Annotated in this window: 14 protein-coding genes; 12 read left to right on the top strand and 2 right to left on the bottom strand. The window is 66.7% G+C overall.

Annotation, left to right across the window (positions count from 1 at the left end; translation table 11 throughout):
• Positions 1 to 4: 4 nt before the first annotated feature.
• The 12 genes from GGR16_RS03690 to GGR16_RS03635 all read left to right on the top strand — a co-directional run bounded on the left by GGR16_RS03690 (position 5) and on the right by GGR16_RS03635 (position 12,799).
• On the top strand, positions 5 to 877 hold the full coding sequence (locus GGR16_RS03690) for an ABC transporter permease (protein ID WP_019404541.1): 873 nt from the start codon (positions 5 to 7) through the stop codon (positions 875 to 877).
• Positions 874 to 1,614, top strand: a complete 741-nt coding sequence (locus tag GGR16_RS03685; protein WP_019404542.1) for an ABC transporter ATP-binding protein — start codon at positions 874 to 876, stop codon at positions 1,612 to 1,614. Before GGR16_RS03690 ends, GGR16_RS03685 begins: the two co-directional genes overlap by 4 nt.
• Before the next feature lie 29 nt (positions 1,615 to 1,643).
• Positions 1,644 to 2,996, top strand: a complete 1,353-nt coding sequence (locus GGR16_RS03680) for an LLM class flavin-dependent oxidoreductase (protein WP_019404543.1) — start codon at positions 1,644 to 1,646, stop codon at positions 2,994 to 2,996.
• Between the two features lie 100 nt (positions 2,997 to 3,096).
• The gene (locus tag GGR16_RS03675) at positions 3,097 to 3,546 is read left to right on the top strand and encodes an RrF2 family transcriptional regulator (RefSeq protein ID WP_019404544.1); all 450 of its coding nucleotides are present in this window, start codon (positions 3,097 to 3,099) and stop codon (positions 3,544 to 3,546) included.
• 69 nt (positions 3,547 to 3,615) lie between these two features.
• The gene (locus GGR16_RS03670) at positions 3,616 to 4,998 is read left to right on the top strand and encodes an FAD/NAD(P)-binding protein (protein ID WP_019404545.1); all 1,383 of its coding nucleotides are present in this window, start codon (positions 3,616 to 3,618) and stop codon (positions 4,996 to 4,998) included.
• Positions 4,999 to 5,377: 379 nt separating this feature from the next.
• Positions 5,378 to 6,943 (top strand): TIGR04028 family ABC transporter substrate-binding protein, encoded by a 1,566-nt coding sequence (locus GGR16_RS03665; protein WP_246372805.1) that lies wholly within the window; start codon positions 5,378 to 5,380, stop codon positions 6,941 to 6,943.
• A 72-nt stretch (positions 6,944 to 7,015) separates the two neighbouring features.
• Complete coding sequence (locus GGR16_RS03660; RefSeq protein ID WP_183315736.1) at positions 7,016 to 7,960, top strand: ABC transporter permease; 945 nt, start codon at positions 7,016 to 7,018, stop codon at positions 7,958 to 7,960.
• Complete coding sequence (locus GGR16_RS03655) at positions 7,957 to 8,817, top strand: ABC transporter permease (protein ID WP_183315735.1); 861 nt, start codon at positions 7,957 to 7,959, stop codon at positions 8,815 to 8,817. Before GGR16_RS03660 ends, GGR16_RS03655 begins: the two co-directional genes overlap by 4 nt.
• The gene (locus tag GGR16_RS03650) at positions 8,814 to 10,472 is read left to right on the top strand and encodes a dipeptide ABC transporter ATP-binding protein (RefSeq protein WP_183315734.1); all 1,659 of its coding nucleotides are present in this window, start codon (positions 8,814 to 8,816) and stop codon (positions 10,470 to 10,472) included. The genes GGR16_RS03655 and GGR16_RS03650 overlap by 4 nt, the downstream gene beginning before the upstream one ends.
• Positions 10,469 to 11,530 carry a putative FMN-dependent luciferase-like monooxygenase gene (locus GGR16_RS03645; RefSeq protein WP_183315733.1) on the top strand — a complete coding sequence of 354 codons (1,062 nt, stop codon included), beginning with the start codon at positions 10,469 to 10,471 and terminating at the stop codon, positions 11,528 to 11,530. The genes GGR16_RS03650 and GGR16_RS03645 overlap by 4 nt, the downstream gene beginning before the upstream one ends.
• Positions 11,531 to 11,556: 26 nt before the next feature.
• Positions 11,557 to 12,174 (top strand): CMD domain protein, encoded by a 618-nt coding sequence (locus GGR16_RS03640; protein ID WP_019404551.1) that lies wholly within the window; start codon positions 11,557 to 11,559, stop codon positions 12,172 to 12,174.
• 22 nt (positions 12,175 to 12,196) lie between these two features.
• Positions 12,197 to 12,799 carry an alkylhydroperoxidase domain protein gene (locus GGR16_RS03635; protein WP_019404552.1) on the top strand — a complete coding sequence of 201 codons (603 nt, stop codon included), beginning with the start codon at positions 12,197 to 12,199 and terminating at the stop codon, positions 12,797 to 12,799.
• A 61-nt stretch (positions 12,800 to 12,860) separates the two neighbouring features.
• Here the strand turns inward: GGR16_RS03635 and GGR16_RS03630 are convergent, their stop codons facing one another.
• Both GGR16_RS03630 and GGR16_RS03625 read right to left on the bottom strand, forming a co-directional pair.
• Positions 12,861 to 13,883: an LLM class flavin-dependent oxidoreductase gene (locus GGR16_RS03630; protein ID WP_019404553.1), complete on the bottom strand. Its 1,023-nt coding sequence runs from the start codon at positions 13,881 to 13,883 to the stop codon at positions 12,861 to 12,863.
• A 17-nt stretch (positions 13,884 to 13,900) separates the two neighbouring features.
• Complete coding sequence (locus tag GGR16_RS03625) at positions 13,901 to 14,830, bottom strand: ABC transporter substrate-binding protein (RefSeq protein ID WP_019404554.1); 930 nt, start codon at positions 14,828 to 14,830, stop codon at positions 13,901 to 13,903.
• Between the last annotated feature and the right edge of the window lie 11 nt (positions 14,831 to 14,841).

Raw genomic sequence — 14,841 nt, 5'->3', positions numbered from 1 at the left:
AGCCATGACCATTCTGTCCCCGCACGAGTTCTACTCGGACCCCGCCTGGCACGGCTTTTCGGGCAAGGCTGTGCCTAAGCCCGGTGCGGCAGAGCGCACTGCGCGGCCCCTTACGCCGCGGCGGCTCGGCCCAGGCGGTCACCTGTTCGGCCCGGTCCTCGTTCTGGCGATCTGGGAACTCGCCTCGCTGACCGGGCTGTTGTCCCCTCGCCTGCTCGCCGCACCTTCGACGGCAGTCGTGACCGGCTATGACCTGATGATCGACGGCGTGCTGCAGCAGCACTTCCTCGCCTCGGCCGAACGGGCTTACCTCGGCCTTGCCATCGGCGTCGCCCTCGGTCTCATTCTCGCGCTCATTGCCGGCCTGACGCGACTCGGCGAGGCAACCATCGACGGTCTCGTGCAGATCAAGCGCGCCATCCCGACGCTGGCGCTCATCCCGCTCGCCATCCTGTGGCTCGGCATCGGCGAGACGATGAAGATCGCCCTCATCGTCACGAGCGTGCTGGTTCCGGTCTATATCAACACCCATGCCGCGCTGCGCGGCATCGATCTTCGCTACGTCGAGCTCGCCCGCACGGTCGGGTTGTCGCGGGCGCAGTTCATCCGCCGCGTCGCCCTGCCGGGCGCCCTGCCGGGCTTCTTCACCGGCCTGAGGCTCGCCGTAACCATGTGCTGGACGGCCCTCGTCGTTCTCGAGCAGATCAATACGACGGAAGGCATCGGCTACCTGATGAACCGCGCGCGCGACTACGGCCAGACGGACGTCATCGTGGTGGGGCTCGTCGTCTATGCCGTTCTCGGCCTTGTCTCCGACAGCGCCGTCCGCTGGTGGGAACGCCGGGCGCTCGCCTACCGTAAGGTGATCGGATCATGACCCTGCTGCGCCTCGAAACCACCGAGTCGATCGCCCGTCCCGTCGCGGTCGCACTCGATGGCCTCGCCCGGGGCTTCGGCCGCCGCCCGATCCTCGACGGCATCACGCTCTCCATCCGGGCGGGCGAGTTCGTCGCCCTTATCGGCCGCAGCGGTTCGGGCAAGAGCACTCTGCTCAGGGCACTCGCCCGGCTCGATGATGATGCGGAACGGAGCGGCAGCCTCGACGTACCGGCGAAATCGTCGGTGCTTTTCCAGGATGCGCGGCTGCTGCCCTGGGCGCGCGTCCTCGACAACGTGATGCTCGGCCTGCAGGCTTCCGACGCCCGGACGCGAGCCCTCAAGTTGCTCGCAGATGTCGGCCTCGCCGGCCGGGAGGCCGCCTGGCCGGAGACCCTGTCCGGTGGCGAGAAGCAGCGCGTCGCCCTTGCGCGCTCGCTAGCACAAGCCCCGGAACTGCTGCTCGCTGACGAACCCTTCGGTGCGCTCGACGCGCTGACCCGCCTGCGCATGCACGCGCTGCTGTTCCAGTTGATCGGCAAGTACAAGCCGACGGTGCTCCTCGTCACGCATGACGTCGACGAGGCGCTCACGCTTGCTGATCGCGTGCTCGTCATGGAGGACGGCCGCATCGTGCTCGACCGGACCGTCGACCTTCCTCACCCGCGGCGCGCCTCTGACGGCCGCCATGAAAACCTTCGCCGAAGCCTTCTCGCGGCGCTCGGCGTCTACGCCTGACAGCCGCAACCCGACCCGGGAGAACCGTCATGACCAGACAGCTCCACCTCAATCTCTTCGTCCATGGTCGCGGCCACCATGAGGCCGCCTGGCGCCATCCTGCCGCCACGCCGCAGTCCCTGACGGACATCAGCTATTATCAGGATCTGGCGCGCCGCGCCGAGGCCGCCCTGTTCGACGCAATCTTCTTCGCCGATGCGCTTGCCATCGGTCACGAAGTCGAGCACAACGCGCGCGGCGGGCTCGAGCCGCTGACGACGCTCGCGGCCCTCGCCGGCGTCACTGAACGGCTCGGCCTTATCGCCACCGCCTCGACGACCTATACCGAGCCCTATAATCTCGCGCGCCAGTTCGCCTCGCTCGATCACATCAGCAACGGTCGGATCGGCTGGAACATCGTCACCTCCTGGGTCACGGGCGCAGGGCCGAACTTCGGCTATGACCACCAGATCGAGCATGCCGAGCGTTACGAGCGAGCGACCGAGTTCGTAGAGGTCGTCTCCAAACTCTGGGACAGCTGGGCCGACGATGCCGTTCGCGACGATCGCCGCGCGGGCCGCTACGCTGAGCCGGCGCGCATCCGGCGCATTGACCACGTCGGGCGCTGGCACAAGGTGCGCGGCCCCTTGAACATCGCTCGGCCCCCCCAGGGCCGGCCCGTCTTCGTCCAGGCGGGTTCATCGACGACCGGGCGGCGCTTTGCTGCCACCCATGCCGAAGCGATCTTTACGGCCCATCTCGAGAAGGCGGCCGCCGCCGCCTTCTACGCCGACATCAAGGATCAGGCGGCTGCCCTCGGGCGGTTGCCGGACGAGATTGTCATCCTGCCCGGCATCAGCCCCGTGCTCGGCTCTACCGAGGCGGAAGCCGAGCGCCTCAACCGCGAGCTAAACGAGCTGACAGTTCCGGCCGTCGGGCTCGAGCACCTGTCCAATCGCTTCGGCGGGCACGATTTCTCCCATCTCGACCTCGACGCTGTGCTGTCGGTCGACGACTTCCCCGATCCCGAGACCGTCCAGGCCGCCCGCAGCCGCACGGAGGTGATCATCGCCCTCGTCAGGCGCGAGCGCCCGACATTGCGCGCCCTGCTCCACAGCCTAGCGGGGGCGCGGGGGCACCTGACCGCCGTCGGCACGCCCGAGCAGATTGCCGCCATCATTGCGGACTGGTTCGAGAGCGGCGCCGCCGACGGCTTCAACGTGATGCCGCCGATCCTTCCTTATCTGTTCGATGTCTTCGCGCAGGAGGTCGTCCCGATCCTGCAGAAACGCGGATTGTTCCGGACACGCTATGACGGCCGCACCCTGCGCGATCACTACGGGCTCGAGCGTCCGGCGAACCGCTTCTTCGATCCGGCGCGACAGGTGCTCGAATTCGCGTAGCTGCGGCACGGTGGCCGCTCGACGGAGCGGGGCAAAGGCCCTATTATTTCTATAACTTACCTAGAAATAATACCCTCCCGCTGGACGCTGCCGCCGTATCATGCTGACAAAAAAAGGGAAGTATGGCCTCAAGGCCCTTGTCCACCTTGCAGGTCTCGGACGTGAGGAACTAGCACAGGTTTCGGACATTGCCGAAGCGGAGAGCATTCCGAAGAAGTTTCTCGACGCGATTCTCGCCGAACTGCGCAATGCCGGCTTCGTTCAGAGCCGCAAGGGCAAGCAGGGCGGCTATCGCCTGGCCCGCCCCGCTCACGACATCTCTGTGGGGCAGGTTATTCGGGTCCTCGATGGACCTTTGGCGCCGATCCCTTGCGCCAGTCGTACACGCTACGAGCCTTGCGACGACTGCGCCTCGGAGGAGCACTGCTCCGTGCGCCTGATGATGCTGGATGTGCGTAACGCCATCGCAGCCGTGCTGGACGAGCGCAGTCTCGCGGACATGCGCGCGCTCGGCACCGTCAGAGAGTTGGAGTTCATCTACCACATCTGACGGCGCCTCGCGGGCCCGCCCGCCTCCTCGTTCCGGCGACAGAGAACGCGGACGAACCTGGAGAGGCCCATGCTGTCGACCCCGCGCGTGATCATCATCGGAGGCGGTGCAAGCGGCACCCTGCTTGCCTGCCATCTGCTGCGCGAGCCGCTCCCCGATCTCCGGATCACCCTGATCGAGCAGCGCGATGAGCCCGGTCCCGGCGTCGCCTTCTCGGCCCCGAGCAGCAACCACCTGCTCAACGTGGCGGCCGCCAATATGGGCGCCTTCGCCGACGAGCCGCAGCACTTCTGGCATTGGCTCGTCAGAACCGGCAGGCTCGCGGGTACCGAAGACGCCGAACCGTTCTTCTTCGCCCCGCGCAGCGCCTATGGGTCTTATTTGCGCAGCCTCATCGAACCGCACCTGCCCGGTACCGGTCGGCCCGGGCGGCTGTCGATCGTACAGGGCACCTGCATCGATATCGCCGAGCGGCCCTTGGGGGTCGAGGTGCGTCTGGACGACGGCACCAGCGTCCCCGGCCACGTCGCGGTCCTCGCTACCGGCCACGAGGAACCGCGCCAGGACGGCTGCCACGTCAGCCCATGGGTCTCGCCGTCCGTTTCCGGCATCGATCCCGAGGCTACGGTGCTCATCCTCGGCACGGGGCTCACGATGGTGGACTATGTGCTGTCGCTCCTCGATGCGGGGCACCGCGGCCCCATCGTCGCGATGTCGCGCCGGGGCCTCCTGCCGCAGGTGCATCGCCGCGTGGCGCCGATGACCATCGATGCCGCCGACATTCCCTTCGGCACCGATATCAGCTACTTCATGCATTGGCTGCGCGAGACGATCGCCTGGGCCGAGGGACGCGGCGAGGATTGGCGCAGCGTCATTGATGGACTGCGCCCGCATACGCAACGCATCTGGCAGAGTTTCTCGGAAGGCTCGAAGCGGCGCTTCATGGCCCACGCCCGTGCATGGTGGGACGTTCATCGCCACCGCACGCCCCCGGAGGTCGACACGCGGCTCAGGGCGGCGCTGGCGACCGGCCGCGTCCAGCTTTTCGCCGGGAAGATGGTCGCGAGCGAGGAGCGCGGCAGCGGGGCACGGGTGCGCTTCCGTCGTCGGGGCGAGCGACGCGAGGAGACGCTCGATGTCGACGCGATCGTGTCGTGTACCGGCATTGTGACGAATCCCCGGGAGACGAAGAACCCGCTTCTGCGCTCCCTCTTCGCCAGTGGCCACGCACGGATCGACCCGCTCGCCATCGGGCTCGACGTCGCGACGGACGGAGCACTGATCGCCGATGATGGCAGGGCATCCACGCGGCTGTTCGCCATCGGCCCCGTCACGCGCGCCGCCTTCTGGGAAATCGTGGCCGTCCCCGACATCAGGACGCAATGCTCCCGGCTCGCTCGGCGCATTCTCCATGACACGGCCACCCATAACGCCGCGACGCGACCTTTATAGGTGCACTGTCTCGCCTGAGGGGACAGGCCGAAAGCCCGGCGAAGGCAAGCAGTTGCGGGTATGTGCCGGTGTCTCTCAGCCTGAGCGGCATCCACAATCGAGCTTATTTATATTAATTCAGTAGACATTATGGATTTAATGGATTGTGATGGTTTGGCACCGATGCCTTGCGTCGCGTCGGCCCCAGCCACGCAACGGCGTCGCTGGGGCCGAATCGGGGCAGTCACGACATCCTCTGCCGAAGCGGAGAGCTGCCGTCCGGCCAAGGCCGCAACAACGTCATATTCTAGGTGATCCGATGAGCGGTACTTCATCCTTCGCAACGAGACGTTCTCTGCTTGTCGCAGGTCTTTATGCTCTGTCCCTCGCCTCCCTGGCGATGGCTGCGCCTGCCTTGGCGCAACCGGTGACTGGCGGCACGCTCATCTATCTGGAGCAGCAGGCCCACACCAATCTCTATCCGACGGCCGGCGGGTTCTATCCAAACAGCGGCATCCTCAATCAGATCACCGACAAGCTGACCTATCAGAACCCGCAGACACTCGAGATCGAACCGTGGATCGCCACGTCCTGGACGGTCAATGACACGCTGACCGAATACACGTTCAAGATCCGCCCCGGCGTCACCTTTTCCGACGGTACGCCGCTCGATGCACGGGCCGTCGCCAGGAACTTCGATACGTATGGCCGCGGCGACAAGAGCAGAAAATTCCCTGTCTCCGAGGTGATCAACAACTACGATCACAGCGAGATCATCGACGATCTCACGGTGAAGTTCGTCTTCAAGCGGCCTTCGCCCGGCTTCCTTCAGGGCACCGCCGTCATCGGCTCCGGGCTCGTCTCGCCCGCGACGCTCGATCGCAGCTTCGACGAGCTCGGCGACGCCACCAAAATTATCGGCTCAGGCCCCTTCGTCGTCGAGCGCGAGACGCTCGGAAAGGAACTGAAGCTGAAGGCGCGCACCGACTACAACTGGGGACCGGCCAGGCTGGCCCATCAAGGACGCGCCTATCTCGACGGGATCACCTTCATCGTCACACCGGAAGACAGCGTGCGCATCGGCGCTCTGCTCTCAGGGCAGGCTGACGTCATCCGCCAGATTCAGGCCTATGATGAGCCGCAGGTGGAGGCGCAGAGCTTCCTGATCTATGCGCCGTCGACGCGCGGCGTGAACAATGCCCTCGTATTCCGGCCGGACAACCCGCTTGTGGCGGATGCGCGCGTGCGCAAGGCCCTCCTGCACGCAACGAACACGCAGGAGATCGTCGACACCCTGTTCTCCAGACACTATCCAAAGGCGACGTCCGTCATCGCCTCCTCAGCCGTCGGATACGAGGACCAGTCCGCCAGGCTCGCCTACGACCCGCAGAGGTCGAAGAAATTGCTGGCCGAGGCAGGATGGCAACCGGGCCACGACGGCATCCTCGCCAGGGATGGAGTGAAGCTCGAGCTCTCCATCTACGAATCCCTGCCGCAGCCGCAGAGCAAGGCCATGCTGCAGCTCGTCGCGCAGCAATGGGCCCAGATCGGCGTGAGGCTCAACGTCCTCAACGCCGATTCCGGCAGCATCGCTGTCGACTTGCTCGATCCGCTGAAGACGCCGGTCGCCCACACCATGGTGGGCCGGGCCGATCCGGACGTAATCAAGAGCAATTTTCACCCGGCGAACCGGGACGTGCTGCGGCAGAAGGGCGGCCTGAGCGACAAGATCAAGAGCTTCGTGGACGAAGCGCTCAACGGCAGGCTCGAGGCGATCGCCGCCGAGACCGACCCGGAAAAGCGCCTCGCCCTCACCCGCGAGGTGCAGGCCTATATCATCGATCAGGCCTACCAGATCCCGATCTTCGAGGAGCCGCAGGCCTTCGCCGCGGCGCCCCATGTGAAGGGCCTCGCCTTCGACGCGGTGGCGCGGCCGAGCTTCTACAGCACCTGGCTCGACAAGTGACAATGCCGCCATCGGACCCGGAGCGATCGCTTCCGGTCCGATGGGCCTCGGAATCTTCCGGAACAGACGATCATGTCGCGATATCTCATCAGCCGGATCGGGCAGGCTCTCGTGGTGCTCTGGGCAGCCTTCACGCTGTCCTTCGTCCTGCTGCAGGCGCTGCCCGGCGATGCCGTCCTCATCAAGTTCCTGAATCCGGACTTCGGACTGAGCCAGGAGCAGATCGCCGACATCCGTGCGTCCTATGGAGCAGACCGGTCCGTCACCGCCCAATATCTGCACGCGCTCGGCAATGTGCTGAGTGGCGATTTCGGCTATTCCATACAGGCGGGCGTGCCGGTGCGGCAGCTCCTTGCCGAAAACCTCCCCGCCACGCTTCGGCTGGCCTGCCTTGCGTTCCTGGCCGCGGTCGTGCTCGCCTTCGCCGTTACCCTTCTCTCGACCTTCGCCACCTTCGCCTGGCTACGCTCGGCGATACAGGTCCTGCCTTCGCTCTTCATCTCGCTGCCGGTGTTCTGGCTCGGCATCATGCTGATCCAGATATTCTCGTTCCGGCTGCGTCTGGTATCCGTCATCAATCCGGGACCCTGGGAAGCGCTGATCCTGCCGGTCGCGACCATCGCCGTGCCGATCTCGGCGCCGCTCGCACAGATCCTCATGCGCAACCTCGATGCGGTGGCGCACCAGCCCTTCGTGACCGTTGCCCGGGCCAAAGGCGCTTCGCGTGCCTTCGCCTTCTGGCGACACGTGCTGCGCAACGCGCTCCTGCCGACGCTCGCCATCGCCGGCGTCCTGTTCGGCGAGCTCCTCGCGGGCGCGGTGGTGACCGAGACCGTCTTCGGGCTCAATGGCATAGGCGCCCTCACCCACAAGGCGGTGGGCAATCAGGATGCCGCCGTCCTGCAGGCGGTCGTTCTCTTCTGCGCCGTCGCCTTCGTCGTCATCACGCTCTTCGTCGACCTTGCTTCCCCGCTGCTCGACCCACGTCTGAGATCGAAGACAGGTGCTCCGGCATGACAACGCCTCCCGCAGTCACCAATGCCTTTTCCGGGCGCGGGTCCGGCCATCTCGACCGCCTGCGCGGCGCCTCTCCCGGCCTCGTCCTGGCGTGGCTCGTCATCGCCCTCGTCGTGCTGTGGGCCGCCGCACCCGCGCTCTTCACGGAATACAGCGCGACGGTCGGCGTCCCTGCGGAGAAGCTGCGCCCGCCGAGCCCAGACCATCTCCTCGGCACGGATGCCCTCGGGCGCGACCTGTTTGCGCGCATCGTACATGGCTCCGTCCACTCGCTCTCGGGCGCTCTCGTGGCGGTCGCGATCGGGCTCGTCGCCGGCACGATGCTCGGCCTCGTCGCCGGTTCCATCGGCGGGCTTGTCGACGACACCCTGATGCGGATCGTGGATGTGCTCCTCGCTGTGCCGGCACTGCTCCTGTCGCTCAGCATCATCATTCTCACCGGCTTCGGCACCATCAATGCAGCGGTTGCGGTGGGCGCGGCCTCAGTGGCCGGTTTCGCGCGGCTCGTGCGTGCCGACGTGATCCGCGTGCGGCGCAGCGAATATGTGGAAGCGGCTTTCGGCAGCGGTGGCACCTACGCCGCCGTGCTGTGGCGCCATGTGCTGCCGAACTCGCTGACCTCGGCCTTCGCTTTCGCAGCGCTGCAGTTCGGCAGCGCCATCCTGTCCATTTCCACGCTCGGCTTCCTCGGCTATGGCGCGCCGCCGCCGACACCAGAATGGGGCCTGCTGATCGCCGAGGGGCGCAACTATATCTCCTCCGCCTGGTGGCTCACCGCCGCGCCCGGCCTCGTCGTTGTCGCCGTCGTACTGTCGGCCAACCGCATCAGCCGCGCGGTCGGCAGGAGCACGCCATGAGCGGGACGCCTCTGCTTTCCATCCGCGACCTGTCCGTGTCCTATCGGGAGAAGGACGACTGGAGCCGCGTCGTGCACGGGGTCTCACTCGACGTCCATCGCGGCGAGGTGGTGGCGCTCGTCGGGGAATCCGGCTCGGGCAAGACGACGACGGCGCAATCCGTGATCGGCCTTCTGCCCGGGAACGGCCGCATCGACCAAGGCGAGATCCGGCTCGACGGCACCGACATCTCGCGCTGGCCGTCGCGGCGCCTCGATGCCATCCGCGGCGCCCGCATCAGCCTCATTCCCCAAGATCCCGGCAGCGCCCTCAACCCCATCCGCACCATCGGCGCCCAGGTTGGCGAGATCCTCAAGATCCACGGCTGGCGGGACAAGAAGGCGATCGCATCGCGCGTCGTCGAGCTTCTGGCGCGCGTCGGCCTGACCGAGCCGGAGCTCAGGGCACGGCAATATCCGCACGAGCTGTCCGGCGGGATGAAACAGCGCGTCCTCATCGCCATCGCGGTCGCGCTGCAGCCCGAGCTCATCGTCGCCGACGAGCCGACAAGCGGCCTCGACGTGACGGTGCAAAGGCGCATCCTCGACCTGATCGACGAATTGCGCCTGGAGTTCGGCACCTCGGTTCTGCTCGTCACCCACGACCTCGGCGTCGCCGCCGATCGCGCGGGCCGCCTCGTCGTCATGCAGGGCGGGCGTATCCAGGAGGAGGGCCCGACCGCCGCGCTCATCGCGGCCCCCCGCAGCGCCTACGCCCGCCGCCTCCTCGCTGATGCCCCTTCGCTCGACATGACGGTGCGCCGCCAGCCCCGACCGGAACCGATCCGGGAGCGGGACGAGGCAGACGACTTCGCCGTCATCGTCGAAGATCTCACCCATGATTTCCCGCTCGCCGATGGCGGGACCTTCCGTGCCGTCGATGGCATCAGCTTCAGGCTCCGCCGCGGCACGACGCACGCGCTCGTCGGCGAATCCGGCTCGGGCAAGACCACGACAATCCGCAGCATCGTCGGTTTCGAGAAGCCGACCGCCGGCCGCATCCTTGTCGACGGCACGGACATAGCGGCGCTGCACCGAGCGGACCTGCGGCGGTTCCGGCGCAAGATTCAGCTCGTCTACCAGAACCCCTTCGCGTCGCTCGATCCGCGCCAAAACGTGTTCGAGATCATCGAGGAGCCGCTACTCAACTTCGACAAGCGCGAGAAGGACGAGCGCCGCCGCAGCGTCGAAAGCCTCCTCGACCGCGTCGGGCTTTCCCGAACGCTCCTCGGGCGTGCACCGCATGCCCTGTCCGGCGGTCAGCGCCAGCGCGTTGCGATTGCCCGCGCGCTCGTGCTCGAGCCGCAGGTGCTCGTCCTCGACGAGGCCGTGTCGGCTCTCGACGTCACCGTGCAGGCCCAGGTCCTCAAGCTTCTCGACGAGCTGCAGCGGGACCTGGGACTGACCTATCTCTTCGTCTCGCATGACCTCGCCGTCGTCCGGCAGATCGCCGACAGCGTGTCCGTGCTCCATCGCGGACGACAGGTGGAGAGCGGGCCGGTCGAACAGATCTTTCACGCCCCGACGAGTTCCTACACGCGTGATCTCCTCGCCGCCATCCCGGGCCGGACGGGCGTCGAGCGAGCGCGCACCCTTTCACCGGGATCGGACAGATGACGCACGTTCCCCACCGCAAGCGGCTCGGCTTCTTTACCCGCCTTCTCGACGAGACCGGACCGGCGGAGCGCTACCGGCTGGCTGCCGCGCAGATCGGCCGCGCCGAGGAACTCGGGTTCAATACCGCCTGGGTCGCGCAGCATCATTTCCATGCCGACGAGGGCGGTCTGCCGTCGCCAGCCGTCTTTCTCGCCCATGTGGCGGCGCGGACTTCCACCATCCGCCTCGGCACCGGGGTCATCACCCTTCCGATGGAAAACCCTCTGCGCGTGGCGGAAGACACGGCCGTCGCCGACATCCTGTCCGGCGGACGCCTCGAGGTGGGCTTCGGCACAGGAGGTACGCGCGAATCCTTCGAGGCGTTCGGCGTCCCGGCGGACAAGCGGGGGGAGATCTACGGCCGCCACCTCGACGTCGTCCGTAAGGCCTGGGCCGGCGAGGACCTCGGGGCCGGCAACCGGCTCCATCCGGACGCCCCCCAACTCCTCGACCATGTCTGGCTCGCGACCTTTTCCGCCTTCGGCGCGAACCTTGCCGGCGCGACCGGCGATGGCCTGATGCTGTCGCGCACGCAGCCACGCCCTGCCGAAGCGCCGGATCTTACCCTCGACGCGATCCAGAATCCGATCATTGATGCCTATCTGGCGGCCCTGCCGGTAGCGCGCGAGCCGCGCATCCTCGCCTCGCGGAGCCTTTTCGTCGCCGAGGACCGCGGCGAGGCGCTCAGGCTGGCGGAGATCGGCCTCGAACGCGCCGCCGCACGCCTGCGGGCGGCCGGCCAGCCTGCTCCTGAAGGCTCGCTTGCCGAGATCATTGCCCGTCGGGATCTGCACGTGGGAACGCCTGACGATGTTATCGCCACGCTGAGCGCCGACAGCGCTCTCGCCCGCGCCACGGATCTCGTCTTCCAGGTGCACCCGGCCGACCCGCCCGCACCTTACGTGCTGCGCTCCATCGCGCTCCTTGCGCAAGAGGTCGCCCCGGCCCTCGGTTGGAAACGTCGCGCACCGGCTCCGCCTGTTGTGAGCCGCCCGACCATCGTAGCCACACGCCCGTAATTGCCCATTCACTGGAGCGCAACACCATGAACATCGGTCCCGACATCATAGACCATCTGGCAGGTATCGAAGCCGGCTCTCGGCTCGACCGCCTGCGGGGCGAGCGCCCGCTGACGCGCGAGAACGCTCAGGCGAGCTATCGCGCCCTGTTCGAACCGACCGATCCGGGCCGCCCGACGCTCAAGGAGCGCTTCGCGGTCGCTGCCTTCGTTGCCGGCCTGCACGGCGCAGCCCCGGCCCTAGCCTTCTATGGTCTCCAACTGCGCGAAACGGCACTCGACGACACCCTTCCCGCCGCCGTGGGGATCGCCACCGACGCCGGCCGATCGCAAGGCCCAGGCGGCCGTTATCCGGCCGGCCCCCTCAGCATCGAGAACACGGAAGGCAACGTTTTTCAGGTGCCGGAGGTTGTTCAGGCAGCGTTGGGACCGCGTCTCTCAGCCGCCTTCGAACATGCCCACCTCCTCGTCTACAGGCCTCGCGATGCAGCCGCGGCCTCACTGCAGAAGCTCCTCGACGCCGGCTTCTCGACGACCGAGATCGTGACGCTGTCGCAGATCGTCGCCTTCCTCTCCTTCCAACTGCGCGTGGTGGCCGGGCTCAAGGCGCTCGCTGCCGTTCCTGCGCCCGCACCCGCCGCCTGAAACCGCTGAACTGGAGCCCACCATGACCGAGGCCACGCTGTCGCATCAGGGCGTCAACGCGCCCGCCATCTTCACTCAGGCAGAGCTCGATTGGTTCCCCTGGCTCGAACCCCTCGCCGAGAAGGACCTCACGGAGCGGCACTGGGCGGGGCTCGTCGATGCCGGCCGCGCCAAGTCGCCCTATTTCATGCTGCTCGCCCGTGATCCCGACATCCTCGGCACCCGCACGCGGACCGACAAGGACATCTTCTACAATGTCGGCGCAGGCCTGCCGCGGGCCGAGCGCGAGCTCGCCGCGACTGCCACCTCGCGCTTTAACGGCTGCATCTACTGCGCCTCGGTCCACGCGCGCTTCGCGGCGCAATATTCCAAGCGCCGCGACGACGTCCAGCGCCTGCTCGACGAGGGTGTTGCCGTGGACATCGATCCGCGATGGAACGCCATCATCGCCGCATCGGTCGCCCTGACCGCAACACCGCTCGCCTTCGGTCCGGCCGACATCGAGAGATTGCAGGATGCCGGCCTCGACGACCTGGAGATCGCAGACGCCATCCATGGCGCCGCCTTCTTCAACTGGGCGAACCGGCTGATGCTGTCGCTCGGTGAGCCATCCCTGCCTGCATGAGACGAGCAGGAGTACCGGCTGTGGCCGGTGCTCCTGCTATGTTTCGCTTCTGGTCCACACACTATGCAGCAGAAAGCGACGCCGGTCGCCAGCCGAGCTCAGGGGCGATCCAGGTAACGAAATCGCTCAGGATCTGTCGGTACTCGGCCTCGGTGAAGTCATAGGGGAGCTCGAGCCTGAACTCGTCAACGCGCGGCAGGACCGGAGCGCGGCGCAGCTTCTCAAGAATGTCGTCGGACATGCCGACGACATCGTCTGCGAAGAGCGTGCGGCGCTCGCCTTGGGGCGAACGCGTGCGCGCCTGGCGGCTGTCGGCATAGGCACGGTAGCGGCGGCGAGCCGATTCATCGGCGCCGTCAAGGGGTATGACGACCCGACCAAGAGCAATGCGTGGCGGCCGCGGCGCCGTCCATCCCGCGAGGAAAACGTCCAGCTGCGCAAGCTGTGCTTCGGAGAAGTCGTCCGTCTTTTCGCCGCGCACGATGTTACCGATCAGGAGATTGAAGCCGTTCCGGCCCGCCCATTCTGCCGAGCCGAGAGAGCCACCGCCATACCAGAGCCGCTCGGCAAGCCCTGGCGCCCGCGGATGCAGGCGCGCACGTTGCGGACCGGCGGGGGACAGCACGACGACATCCTCCCCGCCGATCGGCTCCGCCACGATGTTGTCGCGCAGGCGCAGCAGGCGGTTGTGGGAATAATCGACGGCGTCGACAGCACCGTCGAGGAAACGTGAGCCCAGCAAATCCGCATAGGCAGGCGGGCCGGCGCTGAGCCCGACATTGAGCCGGCCACGCGACAGCAGATCCGCCGTCGCTAAGTCCTCGGCAAGGCGGAATGGATTCTCGTACCCCATCTGGATAACCGCAGTGCCGAGCATGATGCGGCGCGTACGCTGGCTGGCGGCGGCAAGAAAGGTCGCGGCGGAAGAAACGCCGCGTTCGAGATGGCGCTGACGCACCCAGGCACTGTCGAAGCCAAGCTCTTCGCCAAAGGCGAAGAGCTGCAGGGTGGCCTCCAGCCCGGCCAGTGGATCAGCCTCGGGATAATTCCCTGGGGTGAGAAAAGCGACATGGGAAACGGGCATGGCGGCGTCACCCAGCCTCAGAATTTCGGCAGGCCCGGGGGATTGGTCTCAGATTTATCGAGCGCTTCGTCGAGTAGCGCCCAGCGGGCGAGCGCCTCGCGGTAGCTGCCCGTGGCGATGAGGCCGTTGACGGCGATGGTCAGCGCTTCTGCAAGCCCGCTGCCCTTGCGCGTGGTGATGGCGACGTCCGAGCGCTCCGGCCAGCCGGCACTGAGCGTCCCTACCCGCTTGATGTTGCGATCGCGCGCCGCAATGAAGACGAGCTGCGCGTGCGGTTGGACGATCACATCCGCACGACCCGAAGCGAGTGCGACGAAACGGGTCGCCTCGTCGTCGAAATATTGCAGCTCGAGTGGTTTCAGCCCGGCCGCGACATTGGCCTTGCTCCAGGCGAGGAGGATGCGCTCCTGGTTCGTTCCCGCGCCGACGATGATCCTGAGGCCGGCCGTATCCTTCGGTTCCGTGATCGACCCGATTGGGCTGTCGGCGCGGACGAAGAAGCCGTGCAGGCCCTGCCGGTAGGTGGAGAAGTCGAACTTCTCCTTCCGCTGTTCGGTGACGCCGACATTCGAGATCACCGCATCGTACTTGCCGGACGAGAGGCCGAGCGGCCAGTCCGCCCAGGCGGTCGGCACGAGATTGAGCCGCAAGCCGAGGCTGTCGGCGATCAGTTGCGCGATATCCGGATCGGCGCCGATCACGGTCTTTGCGTCGGTGGCGTAGGTGGCGAGCGGTGGCCCGCCCGGGTTGATCGCCACCGTGAACACACCTGGCTCGACGAATTTGAAATCCTTGGCTATGGCGGCGATGGCCGCTTCGTTCTTTCCGGTGCGCGGGCGCCCACTCTGTTCGGACGAGAAGTCGAAGCCGGCGGGCTGGGCTGTTGCCGGAGACAGGGCGGCGAGCACCGCCAGAATGACCACGCTCGCGGCGATGCGAAGGCTCATGACGGTATCCT

The organism is Chelatococcus caeni (genome assembly GCF_014196925.1).
In the GTDB taxonomy this organism is placed as follows: domain Bacteria; phylum Pseudomonadota; class Alphaproteobacteria; order Rhizobiales; family Beijerinckiaceae; genus Chelatococcus_A; species Chelatococcus_A caeni.
The sequence above is the reverse complement of the archived record's forward strand: the minus strand, read 5'-3'. Positions and strand labels throughout refer to the sequence as shown.

Coding starts and splice junctions, on each gene's coding strand:
- GGR16_RS03690 (WP_019404541.1), top strand. CDS start 5: ATGACCATTCTGTCCCCGCACGAGTTCTACTCGGACCCCGCCTGGCAC.
- GGR16_RS03685 (WP_019404542.1), top strand. CDS start 874: ATGACCCTGCTGCGCCTCGAAACCACCGAGTCGATCGCCCGTCCCGTC.
- GGR16_RS03680 (WP_019404543.1), top strand. CDS start 1,644: ATGACCAGACAGCTCCACCTCAATCTCTTCGTCCATGGTCGCGGCCAC.
- GGR16_RS03675 (WP_019404544.1), top strand. CDS start 3,097: ATGCTGACAAAAAAAGGGAAGTATGGCCTCAAGGCCCTTGTCCACCTT.
- GGR16_RS03670 (WP_019404545.1), top strand. CDS start 3,616: ATGCTGTCGACCCCGCGCGTGATCATCATCGGAGGCGGTGCAAGCGGC.
- GGR16_RS03665 (WP_246372805.1), top strand. CDS start 5,378: ATGGCTGCGCCTGCCTTGGCGCAACCGGTGACTGGCGGCACGCTCATC.
- GGR16_RS03660 (WP_183315736.1), top strand. CDS start 7,016: ATGTCGCGATATCTCATCAGCCGGATCGGGCAGGCTCTCGTGGTGCTC.
- GGR16_RS03655 (WP_183315735.1), top strand. CDS start 7,957: ATGACAACGCCTCCCGCAGTCACCAATGCCTTTTCCGGGCGCGGGTCC.
- GGR16_RS03650 (WP_183315734.1), top strand. CDS start 8,814: ATGAGCGGGACGCCTCTGCTTTCCATCCGCGACCTGTCCGTGTCCTAT.
- GGR16_RS03645 (WP_183315733.1), top strand. CDS start 10,469: ATGACGCACGTTCCCCACCGCAAGCGGCTCGGCTTCTTTACCCGCCTT.
- GGR16_RS03640 (WP_019404551.1), top strand. CDS start 11,557: ATGAACATCGGTCCCGACATCATAGACCATCTGGCAGGTATCGAAGCC.
- GGR16_RS03635 (WP_019404552.1), top strand. CDS start 12,197: ATGACCGAGGCCACGCTGTCGCATCAGGGCGTCAACGCGCCCGCCATC.
- GGR16_RS03630 (WP_019404553.1), bottom strand. CDS start 13,883: ATGCCCGTTTCCCATGTCGCTTTTCTCACCCCAGGGAATTATCCCGAG.
- GGR16_RS03625 (WP_019404554.1), bottom strand. CDS start 14,830: ATGAGCCTTCGCATCGCCGCGAGCGTGGTCATTCTGGCGGTGCTCGCC.